The organism is Catellatospora chokoriensis, from assembly GCF_011297315.1.
GTDB lineage: Bacteria > Actinomycetota > Actinomycetes > Mycobacteriales > Micromonosporaceae > Catellatospora > Catellatospora citrea.
In genome coordinates, this window is sequence record NZ_JAAOTI010000026.1 from 1 (window position 1) to 11,336 (window position 11,336).

Consider the following 11,336-nt stretch of genomic DNA (forward strand, 5'->3'; position numbering starts at 1 on the left):
CTTCATCGGACCCGAACTGAGACCCGACCTGTCCAGCAGCGCGCTGACCGAAGAGCCGGGCGGCACGAACGGCGCCCCCGGCGAACTACTGCGCCACCAGGCACAACAGGCCAAAGACACCAAGGACCTCGAACGGCCGAGCTGACTGCAGGTCCCTGGCAGGTGCGTCTCGTGGGGCGAAGACAGCCCGGCTTTGAACAGCCGCTCCACGGCGGCGTTGCGGTCCGAGAACTCCCGGCGCCGACGCTCCTCACCGCTGGTTCGACTCGAACAAACGCTCCACTGCGGCGTTGCGGTCCGGGGTCTCCCGGCCCCAGAGCTCCCAGAGGAACGAGTAGGACACCTCTGCCGACGGGTACTGACGCCGAACCAACGGAAGGCATGACTGCGAGCAGGGGTTGTACTCGGTGTAGATCCGACGCACGGTCAGTGTGTATCCGGCCTTGCGACCCTGCGTGATGAGCTGATGGGCCAGCTGCTCCGAATGAGCCGCACCGGCCACGTTCTGGAAGGCGACGCGGTTGCCCTCGATACTGACATTCCTTCCGCCCAGGTTGGTCAGCATCTTCTGGAAACCCTGCGGGAGGTTGTCGAACTCGAATACGGCGACGTTGCCGCCCCGGCGCAACCCCTGCGCCAGGCGCAGCCGCTGGGCCAGCCGGCTCATGGGGCCTTCGCCGTAGCCGACGCGCCCGAGCGAGAACCCGCCGGGTACGCGTCCTGGGCCGCCCTCGGGTGAGGCAGGTTCACGCCCGGCCGGTTCCTTGCCCCCGGACCCGCCCCCGCTGGACGACTGCTGCGGCGACGACGGCTCGTGACCGCCCGGCGGTGGCACGGTCATCGCGTACGAGGCGATCTTCTGCGCGCGGGATGCCTCCACCGCCTCGCCGACGGTCACCGCGGTCCGTATCCGTGCCCCGTTCACGGCGACCACTTCGACGACTGCGGTCTGCGTCGGCGGGCCGGGGCGGGCCACGCCCTTGTAGGTGTGGGCCACCAGGGCGACGAAGATGGCCACGCCGCCCTTGGCGAGGGCCCGGGCAAGCGCGTTCCCTGCCTCGCGCCTCTCGTCGTCCGTCGTGGCGTTGACAACGGACAGGAATGTCGAGAGTTCTTTGAGGATGTCCCAGGCGGCGGCGCCCACGACGATCACCGTGAGGGTGAGCAGGGTAAGGGCGAACGCATCCGCGATCCAGCCGACCGGGGTGAACTGCGCCCCCGCATAGAGCGCGGCGAACGCGGCCATTGCTGCGATCGACTGCCGTGTGAAGAGGTTCTCGACCTCCTTGACCACTTCGGGCTTGAGCTGGGGCTTGGCGTACTCCCAGGCCTGGAGCAGGTTGTCGATCGCCGAGATGGCAGGCGCGACCGGCGCGAGGCGCCGCTGGCACTCCTTCCGGTAGCGCTCCAGCTCCTCGGGCTGGGCTATGCCGCCATCGCGGTAGGACGGGCTGCCACCGAGCTCGGCGACACACTGTTCCAGGGCAGCCGGGTCGACGTCGCGGTTCAGCCGCGGTGGGCCGTCAGCCTGTTGGACCGTGTGGGCCAGTTCGTGTGCGAGGAGCCGCTGCCCGCTGGCGGTCTGCGGGGCGTACTGGTCGGCCCCGAAGACCACGTCGCGGCCGACCGTGTAGGCGCGTGCACTGACGGCAGCGGCAGAACGGGCCGCGGTGGAATCGGTGTGCACACGCACCTGGCCGAAGTCGAAGCCGAACTTGCTCTCCATCTCATCGCGGATGATCGCGTCCAGCGGTGCCCCATGCGACGCCAGGCCCGCGCTGACCCCGGCCGGCGCGCCGGCCGCCGTAGAGCCGGGCCGCATCGGTGTGCGCTGGAGGCGATCGGGCCTCACCGCAGCGGTCGTGGCTGCCGTGACGGCCTCCGCTGCGGCCTCGGCGGCCCGCTCTGCGTGATCGTCCGGTTGACTCACCTCGAACGCCCGACCCGCCGAGCGCTCCGAAGCCGCCGTGCCATCCTGAATCCGGACGCGGCTGAAGTCGTACGCGAACGGGCTGTCCATCGTCGACCCCGTCGCCTGGTCGCGCGACGCGCTCGACGGCACGCGTGCGCAACACGGCTCGCTCTCCGCTCGCTGGCGCTTGCTCCGCCAGGTGGCGGGAGGGCGGTGTACTGGGCGCTCCGCGTGTTCGGCCATGTGCCCCCCTTCGCCGAACATATGATCATTGTCCCACGGTCTCCCACGGCCTGACGCCGTTGTTCACAGCTCCACGTCGCGTCCCCAACGCGGTTGTTCATCGTTTTCGCCCAGATTTCCTGCACATCCCGGTGTGGGGGCGCGCGAGGCCACCGTTGTTTCCCCATATGTGCAGGTAGTAGCCCCGCTACGCTCGTCTCGAGCCCTCGCCGCGGCGATTGGCTTCGGGTTTCGATGTGGAACGATCGGAAGAAGGCTGACGGCAATGGGGAGAACGACCACGAAAGCCAGTCACGATGCCGAGAGCGTGCTGGATCTCATCGAGCGGGAGCGCAAGGACGCCCTCGCCAACGACGAAAACTTTTCGGCAATGCCCGCGGACGAGGTGGAGCGGCGTCTCGCGACGTCCACGGATCCTTTTCTCACGATGTACGGCTGGAGGAAGGGCGCACCACCCGGCGGTAAGCTCGATCTGCGGCTGTTCATCCACGACTCGGTGGAATACCCGACTCCCAAGGTGTTCGTCCATGTATGGGTCGGCTCCGGCAACATCGATTCCGGTGTCGACACTTTCTTGGCGAATGTCGACAGCCGCTTCCCGAGACTCACCCGGCCGGAATACCCGGGCCTCGCCGAAGGCGACCCGCACAAGTTTCCGCTTCCGCCCGGCATCAAGAGGCTGGATTTCGAACTCGCCCTTCCGGCGCCGCTCGAGGAGTCGGTGTACCTCGGCAACATCTGCCTCATGCAACTGGACAACTACGCCGCAGGGCGCATGTTCGGCCGAGGAGTGTTCCCGTTCGCCGTGCGGGCGATCTTCCCGCTTCCGCCGCCTCGGCGATGAAGCACCCTGGCGAGCCGGCGGAGGGTGCGTTGCGTTCCCGCAAGTTGGCAGCCGGTGAGGTGTGCACTCAGGAAGCCGAGCGGGCCTGGAGACGGCCCTTGCCTTCCTGCGGCCTACGCGGGGTCGTGAACCGGGCGCTTGAGGCGTGGGGGCGATGACTGGCCTTGATCCGTCCTGGTTCACTGCCGGCCCGTACGCGGTGCCGATGGCACTTCGCGTCGGACGATATGACCTGAGCTGCGGTTTTTTGCTAGAGACGGCGCATACCGGACTAATCCGAAATACGATGTTCCTGAACTCCGAAATGGAAGGGGCATCATGGCGGACATCGACCAATCGTGGACATGGCCCGTCCGCTGGGATCCGGCCGTGCGGTGGACCACCGCCGGTGGGTTCAGCCCGGACTCGTTGTTGGAGCATCCTGACCTGGTCGCGCACCGAATGTTGGACCGGCTTGGCGCCCAGGCGCGCGAAGTCCACCGGGGTGCCCCGGAGGCTGAGGAGGCTTTCCGGCAGAGCATCGGAACGCTGCTCGCTGAAGCACCGTGGCTTGTCGGCTCCGAGGCTTTCACGTACCAGCGCGATGCGGATGCCGAGACTCACGCAGCTGCGGAAGCAGAACCCGGCGGCCCACGGCACGACCCGTGCTGTGGAGCCGAATCCGACGGCAACGGGCTGGTCGACAGCTGCGGAGTCAACCTCGTTCTGGGGGTGGCCGCCCGTCTCACCGGTATGCAGGGCGCGCTGGTGGTCGGTGCGCTGTCGAACGTGGCCACTGCGGCCGAGACGCAATTGCTCGACCAGCTCGGAGATGGCGCCGCTGATCACAACGCCGAAGCTGACGCTCCTGGTCGGTCCATCTCGGCTCGCCCGTCTGATGACGGCGCCGCCGGAACCGAGTTCGACGGTGCTCGGGACGAGTTCGCTGTGGGATCCGCGGCTTGGGCGTCGTTGTCACAACTGTCTGAGCGCATCAACCTTCTCGGTCGGCCGTCGCTCGAGTGCATAAGGCTGCTCGGGGAGACGACCGAAAATATCCTGGACAGCAATCCACCGCCGCCAGAACCCAATGTGGTGATGTCCACGACGGGCATCACCTCGGTGGTGACCAACGATCCCTGCGCCGACCAGCCGAAGGTGGCCATTCACGGCAGCGGATTCGGGTCGGTCAGGCCACCGGGTCTGTCGGTGATAGCCCCCTGGTGGGACCGGACCACGGGCAGCGTCCGCTACCGCGTGGCGAAGGTTCTCAGCTGGTCGAACACGCTGGTGAACGCCGAGCTGCCGCCCGGTTCCGTGGGCGGTACGGTGGCATTCGCCGATCTCGACTACATCCAAGCCTTCAACCGGTGGGCCAATATCGCCAACGACCAGATCATCAAGGCGATGCGTGCGGCAGGGTGCCCGGGCTGGGGGCCACCGCAACGGCCGCTGGCCTGGCCGCCGTATGCCTCGACTCCGACTCCGACGCCGGCCGCGAAGGTCGACCTCGGCCTGCCGCTGATCACGGCGGCCGTAACCCGTAATCTGTCCGGAACAGCAGTGCCCGCGTGGAGCGATACCGCCCTGCACCTGCAAGCCGGCCAAGAGTTCTGGATCGTGTGGAAGTCGGCGAACTCCGTGACCGGCGCGCTGAAGGCGGTGGACGCGGTCAGTACGCAGGTTCTGCAGGCCGCCGGGCATCCTGCCGAGGGCGTGGCAGGACGCGAGGGCCAGGTCCGGCTGCTCGCACCGTCGCAGCCCAGTATCCTGCAGTTCACCGTCGAGGCCGGCAACACCGTTTGCGGGAAACGCAGCGTGCCGCTGCGGTTGGTGGTCACCGGTGCGGCTTTGCAGCAGGGGCCGACGATCACGGTGCTGCAATCGTTGCCGGGCGGTGACGTCGATCTTGTGAACCCCGGTGGCGCGGAGGCACTGTCTCCGGCCACCGGCCGGTCGATCCCGCTGGTGGCCGAGAAGCGCACGGTCGTCCGTATCGACTGGTGGCCGGCCGTCGCGCAGGTGCCCGTCGGCGAGCAACTGTCGGCGGTGGCCACGCTTCGGGTGATCAATCACGGTCATCCGTCCCTGTCGGGAACGTTGCTGCCCGGGACCTCCACCGCGCAGGATCCGCCGATGACCAGCATCACCCTGCCGTCGGGCCCGCCTTTCTCTTCGGTCGAGCACTATCAGCAGTGGGTCGCCCAGGGCAATCTGCCGGCGACCTTCAACGTGGTGATGCCCGCCGACTGGTGCAAGTCGGAGGTGACACTCGAGGCGACGGTGGTCGCCTCCGCGCCGAAGCAGTCCTGGACGGTCGCCGCGAGCAGGGTGGCGAAGTTCCACCACCGGCGGCGGGTGCGCATCCGATACCGACGGCACACTGCTGACGACCAGCCGACACCCACGACCCAGGAAGCGGTGGCGGCCATCCGTGCCGCTGTGGCGATGCTCCCGATCCCCGATCCGGAGATCGTGGTGCTCGACAACGATCCGGCGCGCCCCAGCTCCGACTACATCGCCGACATGATCCAGGAACGTGGAGGGACGCCGACGGCGGACTGGCGCAACGAGATCTGGCTGGTCGTCGGCCCTCCCGGGGTCGGTTCGGTCGTCAACCAGGGCTCGCAGCCGTGGACCGGCTCCACGGAAGCCAGCGCCGCGCTCGCCGCCCACGGCATCGGACACATGTTCGACCAGCGCGACCTCGGGTTGTGCGGTGCCGCGCACAACCCGGAAGAGCCGTCGTCGTTCCCCGATGAAGGCAAGCTCGTCGTCACCGGCTGGGACACGTACAGCAACAAGACGGTGCCCAATGGCATCGACGTCATGACGTTCTGCTGGGGCAAGAGCTGGATGACGCCGGAACGCTGGCGACGCATCTTCCTCAAGGTAGGACCGTAGCGAGAGGAATGCCCATGCAGTACGTACGTGTGACGGGCAGAGTCGACTGCGGCGGCGCGTTCACGACCGGCTGGTGGAGTTCTGCCGAGCCGGAAAAGCCGCCGCCGGGTGTTCCGGATCCTGATGGCGAGGCGGGCTGGGGGGCCGCCGCCTTGGACCACAGCGGCCACACACTCGCACGTGCCCCGGGCGTCCTGACGCTGTCCGCCCCGGCCTGCGGCGTGAGGCCCGTTCAGAACTTCAGCGCCGTCCTGGCACTGCCGGGGGGCACCGCGTCGGTCGCAGTCCGCGACTGTGGCAGGGACGTGCTGCGTCGTACGGTTCCCAAGCCGGCAGCCGTCCGTCTGGTCGAGCCGCTGGGGCCGCGACTGCCGCGCCGGCACGTCCGGGTCCCCGTGCAGATCGACGGACCCGAGCCTGGCTTCGGTGCGTACCTGGTCGGCACGTGGTCGCCGCCGGGCCGGCCCCCCGTGCCGGTCGGAATGGTCAACCTCAGCGCGGGTGAACCCGCGATCCTCGACCTCGACCTGACGAGGCTACCCGGCGGTGAGGGGTGCCGACTCGAGGTGAGCTACTTCGACGGTGTCCGCGAGGCGACCACGACACAGGGCGGCCTGTTCCTGCCGCCGCAGGCGGGAGTGCCGGTGATCACTTCCCCGCCGGCCGGGGCGCGGATACCCAAGGGAGTTCGCGTGAGCTTGGCCGGTCACCTCGATGGCGACGGTGAGGCCAGCGAGCTCGTCTGGATCGTCGACGACGACGTCATGGGAATGGGACCAGCGGCCACCGCGGCCGATCTCGGGATCGGCGTGCACACCGTGACCCTGCAACACCGCACGACCTCGGTGGCGCTGGACTTCACCGTCGTCGCCGCTCCGGTGCCGCACAACGGGCTACCGGTCTGGCAGCCGCCATGGCGCTCGATCATTTTCCGGTCCATGACGACACACCAGGTGTACACCGCACCCGTCGAGCTGAGCGAGCAGCCCGTCCATGCAGGCTAGCGGCCGGTCGTGGGAAGCCGCCGAGACGAGCGGGCAGTTCGCGGTGTCGTCCCGGCGGCTGCCGATGGTCATGGTGACGCGAATTAGTGATCAGGGTGTGGCCTCAGTGCTGAACCGGCCGCCCTTCGCCCGGTTGCGGTACCACCCAGGAGCCAGCTGATGCCACGTAGTGTTTCCACCGTCGAGACGGACGTCGGCGGCCAGGGCGAAGGCTCGGGCGCCCGTCCCGACTTCAGGTTGCGGCTGTTCGAGGGCTTCCACATGGAGCACCACGGCTGTCCGGTCACGCAGCAGCCGGCCGCGGGGCGGCTGATCGCCTTCCTGTGCATCCGCGGCCGGCGCAGCCGTGCGGAGATCGTCGGCACCCTCTGGCCGGAAACCTTGGAGGACAAGGCTCAGGCCAGGCTGCGCACGCTGCTGTGGCGGTTGCACCGGATCGCCCCCGGTCTGCTGTCCGGCCGGGACACCCTGGCCATCGGCCCCGCGGTGGACACTGACGTCGCGAACTTCCAGACGCTGGCGTGGCGGCTGGTAGAGGGAGGTCACCGGCGGGCCGCAGACCGCCCGGACGCTGCTGCGCTTCCCTCGCCGTCGTGTGTGCTGGTCGGTGAGCTGCTGCCAGGCTGGTACGACGACTGGGTGATCTTCGAGCGGGAGCGGTTGCGCCAGTTGCAGTTGCATGCCCTGGAGGCGCTGGCCGTGCGGCTGACCGCCCAGCGTCGCCATGGTGAGGCGGTGGAGGCGGGATTGGCGGCGGTCAGGATGGACCCGCTGCGAGAGAGCGCCACGCGCGTGTTGATAGAGGCGTTTCTGGCCGAGTCGAACGTCGCCGAGGCGATGCGGCACTTTCAGGCGTTTCGCCTGCAGCTTGCCGACGAGCTCGGACTGACTCCGACCGCTGACCTGGAACGCCTGGTGTACAGGTCGTCGTCATAGCCGGCTATCGGGTGCGGCCTGGACCTGGGTCAGGGCCTGGGCCCGGCCCCGGGTCCGGGCCGGTGTCCGGGGCCGGAGCCAGGCCGGCGAGGATCTCCACGACGACGGGCTTGTCGCCGGCGTTCTCCACGGTCACCGACCGCGGCCCGCCGGTGACGAGCGCGTCCAGCGCCCCGGAGTGCGCCAGCAGGAGATTGCCGACGACGTTCAGTTTCTTACCTGATTGACCGTCCTTCTTCGGGGTGACCCCGATGGTGGCCTTCTTGCCCTCGGCGTCGTATGCCCGGATGGCCAACAGCATCGGGACGCCCTCGTTCGCCAGCAGCGGTACCTCCTTGCTGGTGTTCTTGGCGACGTTCACGGTGGCGAGCGTGTATGAGGTCGGCTCCATGGTCGCCGCCATGGCGAACATGGGGCCGCCGCGTACCTGCACGGACGACTTCAGCGAAATGTCGACCATCGTGACCTCCCGGATGCGGTGCCACACCATCTGGTGTCAGCGCGCTTCCATCCTGCGCAGCGGTCGTCAGCCGGACGTCACCACGCTGTCACGCGCAGCGCCTGCCTGCAGGCAAGCGGATGGGTGGCTGCTCACCGTCGCCGACTCAGCGCCTGCCGGCGCGTTCAGGGTGCTGACGGAGTGGTGACGGGGCGGTGACACCTACCCGGCATCGTGGTCGGCAGGTGCCCCGTATCGAGGGAGGGAGCCGTCATGGCGTTGACGCTGACGTATCCGGGTGTGCATGTCACCGAACTTGCCAGTGGCAGCCGGACCATCACCGGGGTCGGCACGTCGATCACCGCGTTTGTGGGCCGTGCCAGGCGGGGGCCGACCGGGGTGGCAGTGGCTGTAGGCAGCTGGTCGGAGTACGAGCAGACCTTCGGCGGGCTGTGGCTCGAGAGCGGCCTGGGCTACGCGGTGCGGGACTACTTCCGCAACGGCGGAAGCGCCGCACAGATCGTCCGGCTGGACGGGGGTGCGCTCACTGCCACGCTCAACGCCGGAGGGCTACCGCTGCAAGCGTACGGGCCGGGAAGCTGGGGCAACGACATCAAGGTCAAGGTCACCCATCCCGGATCGGCCGACTCGGCCGAGCTGGGGGAGGCGGCCGGGTCGTACTTCGACCTGACCGTGTGGGAGGGGCCGCAGGCCGAGCCGCGTGCCCTCGAGCAGTTCAACAACGTCACCGTCAGCGACGGCCCGCGGCGGATCGATCTGGTCCTGGAAGGATCGCGCCTCGTCCGCGTCAGCGGCGAACTGCCCGACGACCGGCCGGGCGAGGCCGTCTACGAGGTCGCCACACCCGACTTCGGCGATGACGGATCCGAACTGCAGGCCGACGACTACCGGGCAAATGAGTCCGGGCCTGGCATCGACGCTTTGCGGCAGGTCGACCTGTTCAACCTGCTGTGCCTGCCGCCCTCGAGCCCACAGGGCGACGTGCCGGCCGAGATCTGGTCCGAGGCACTGGCACTGTGCACCGATCGCGACGCGATGCTCCTGGTCGATCCGCCGGCACTGGCAACGATCGAGACCCTGCCGACGTGGGTCACCGACACCGCCGGTCTGGCGGGCGTGCAGATGCGCAACGCCGCGCTCTACTTTCCCCGGTTGCGCCAGGCCGACCCCGAACGCGGCGGTGCCGTGGGGCAGTTCGTGGGCTGCGGTGCGGTAGCCGGCGTCATGGCGCGTACCGACGCCACCCGCGGCGTGTGGAAAGCGCCGGCGGGTATCGACGCCGGCCTGCTCGGAGTGAGCGGGCTGTCGGTGCCCCTGACGGACGAGCAGAACGGTCGGCTGAACCCGCGAGGGCTCAACTGCCTGCGGAGTTTCCGCGATGCCGGAAGCGTCGTGTGGGGAGCGCGGACGCTGCGTGGCGCCGACAGCCTGGCCGACGAATACCGCTACGTCCCGGTCCGGCGGCTGGCGCTGTTCCTGAAAGGCAGCCTCTACCGGGGCACCCAGTGGGTGGTGTTCGAACCCAACGACGCACCCCTGTGGGGTCAGATCCGACTGTCGGTGGGGGCGTTCATGCAGGACCTGTTCCGGCAGGGCGCGTTCCAGGGCAGCAGCCCGCGCGACGCCTATTTCGTCAAGTGTGACGCCGAAACCACGACGCAGTACGACATCGACCGTGGCGTGGTCAACATCATGGTCGGGTTCGCGCCGCTCAAGCCGGCGGAGTTCGTCGTGATCGGCATCCAGCAGAAGACATCGGCAGCCACCACGTAGGAGGACGGCGATGGCCGAGTTCACCGTCAACCCGACCCGCTTCGACCCGTACAAGAACTTCAAGTTCCGGGTCCGCTGGGACGGCCGCCACGTGGCCGGCATCAGCAAGGTCGGCGCGCTCAAACGGTCGACTGAGGTGGTGCGCCACCGGCACGGTGGTGACCCCAGCAGCAGCCGCAAATCTCCGGGACGCTCGGAATACGACGCGATCGTCCTGGAACGCGGCGTGACCCACGACGCAGACTTCGAACAATGGGCCAGCAAGGTCTGGAACTGGGGTTCTGGGCTGGGCAGCGAGATCTCGCTCAAGGACTTCCGCAAGGACGTGATCATCGAGGTCTACAACGAGGCCGGTCAGCTGGCCATCGCCTACAAGGTGTACCGGTGCTGGGTGTCGGAGTACCAGGCGCTGCCAGACCTCGACGCCAACGCCAATGCCGTGGCCATCCAGTCGATCAAGCTGGAGAACGAAGGCTGGGAACGGGACTTCGCGGTCGCCGAGCCCCAAGAGCTCTCCTACCCGGAGTAGTGGCAGCCATGCTCGACGCTCGTAGCCTGCTGCGCGGCTGGGAGGCGGCAGCGGGGTCGCCACCGGCGGCGCGAGGCGCGGTGCTCGTGCACCACGCAGGTGCGGCCGCCGACGTCGCCGACGTCCTCGACCTGCCACTGGGCGACGTGGCGGCCCTGGCCGCCGAGGTCTACGCCGACATGTTCGGCCCCGCCGTGGCCGGCCTGGTGCCCTGTCCTGAATGCGGTGAGCTGCTGGAAGCGCAGATCGACCTGAGCGAGGCCGGGATCAGCGGCGCCCAGCCCACGAGGGACGTGGCACCGCTTGGCGTCAGGACAGGCGCGGGCGAGCTTGTTGTGTCTGCGCTGACCGTGCGCGACCTGCTGGCTGTGCGCGGCCTGCCGGAGCAGCAAGCCGTGCCGGCGCTCGTATCGGCCTGTGCCAGTTGGCCCGACGGCCGTCCCGTGACGCCTGATCAGCTGGGCGATGGCGATCTGGCTCTGGTCGACACGGCGGCCCGGCAACTGGCCGGGGCCGCGGCGGTGACGCTCAGCATGAACTGCCCGGCCTGCGGCAGCGACATCCGTGCCGGCGTCGACGTCGCCGCGCTGCTGTGGCAGCGGATAGATGCGGCCGCGCCGCGGCTGCTGAGCGAAGTGGCCACCCTCGCCGGCGCCTACGGCTGGAGCGAGGATTCGGTGCTGGCGATGTCGGCCAGACGCAGGAGGTCCTACCTGGCGCTGGTGGGTTCATGAGACGCCGAGGTGAGAGCA

The 11,336-nt window shown here is 68.6% G+C and carries 9 protein-coding genes; 7 read left to right on the plus strand and 2 right to left on the minus strand.

The features are described from left to right. Nucleotides 1–250: 250 nt before the first annotated feature. Nucleotides 251–2,020 carry an eCIS core domain-containing protein gene (locus HAV39_RS31370; protein ID WP_203736301.1) on the minus strand — a complete coding sequence of 590 codons (1,770 nt, stop codon included), beginning with the start codon at nt 2,018–2,020 and terminating at the stop codon, nt 251–253. 442 nt (nt 2,021–2,462) lie between these two features. Between HAV39_RS31370 and HAV39_RS31375 the strand changes: the two genes are divergently transcribed. The 4 genes from HAV39_RS31375 to HAV39_RS31390 all read left to right on the plus strand — a co-directional run bounded on the left by HAV39_RS31375 (nt 2,463) and on the right by HAV39_RS31390 (nt 7,822). Beyond that, complete coding sequence (locus HAV39_RS31375) at nt 2,463–2,999, plus strand: hypothetical protein (RefSeq protein WP_191842796.1); 537 nt, start codon at nt 2,463–2,465, stop codon at nt 2,997–2,999. A 318-nt stretch (nt 3,000–3,317) separates the two neighbouring features. Then, nucleotides 3,318–5,882, plus strand: coding sequence for a hypothetical protein (locus tag HAV39_RS31380; RefSeq protein WP_191842797.1), 2,565 nt, complete (start codon nt 3,318–3,320; stop codon nt 5,880–5,882). Nucleotides 5,883–5,896: 14 nt separating this feature from the next. After that, nucleotides 5,897–6,886, plus strand: a complete 990-nt coding sequence (locus tag HAV39_RS31385) for a hypothetical protein (RefSeq protein WP_191842798.1) — start codon at nt 5,897–5,899, stop codon at nt 6,884–6,886. A 159-nt stretch (nt 6,887–7,045) separates the two neighbouring features. Next, complete coding sequence (locus HAV39_RS31390; RefSeq protein WP_191842799.1) at nt 7,046–7,822, plus strand: AfsR/SARP family transcriptional regulator; 777 nt, start codon at nt 7,046–7,048, stop codon at nt 7,820–7,822. A 4-nt stretch (nt 7,823–7,826) separates the two neighbouring features. On the opposite strand, the gene HAV39_RS31395 is transcribed toward HAV39_RS31390, so the two are convergent. Then, nucleotides 7,827–8,282, minus strand: a complete 456-nt coding sequence (locus tag HAV39_RS31395; protein WP_191842800.1) for a hypothetical protein — start codon at nt 8,280–8,282, stop codon at nt 7,827–7,829. A 252-nt stretch (nt 8,283–8,534) separates the two neighbouring features. On the opposite strand from HAV39_RS31395, the gene HAV39_RS31400 reads away from it, so the two are divergent. From HAV39_RS31400 to HAV39_RS31410, 3 genes are read left to right on the plus strand one after another with little or no spacing between them, the layout of a single operon-like run. Then, nucleotides 8,535–10,055, plus strand: a complete 1,521-nt coding sequence (locus HAV39_RS31400) for a phage tail sheath family protein (protein ID WP_191842801.1) — start codon at nt 8,535–8,537, stop codon at nt 10,053–10,055. Between the two features lie 10 nt (nt 10,056–10,065). Then, on the plus strand, nt 10,066–10,584 hold the full coding sequence (locus tag HAV39_RS31405) for a phage tail protein (protein WP_191842802.1): 519 nt from the start codon (nt 10,066–10,068) through the stop codon (nt 10,582–10,584). Next, complete coding sequence (locus HAV39_RS31410; RefSeq protein WP_191842803.1) at nt 10,584–11,318, plus strand: hypothetical protein; 735 nt, start codon at nt 10,584–10,586, stop codon at nt 11,316–11,318. The genes HAV39_RS31405 and HAV39_RS31410 overlap by 1 nt, the downstream gene beginning before the upstream one ends. Nucleotides 11,319–11,336 lie beyond the last annotated feature (18 nt).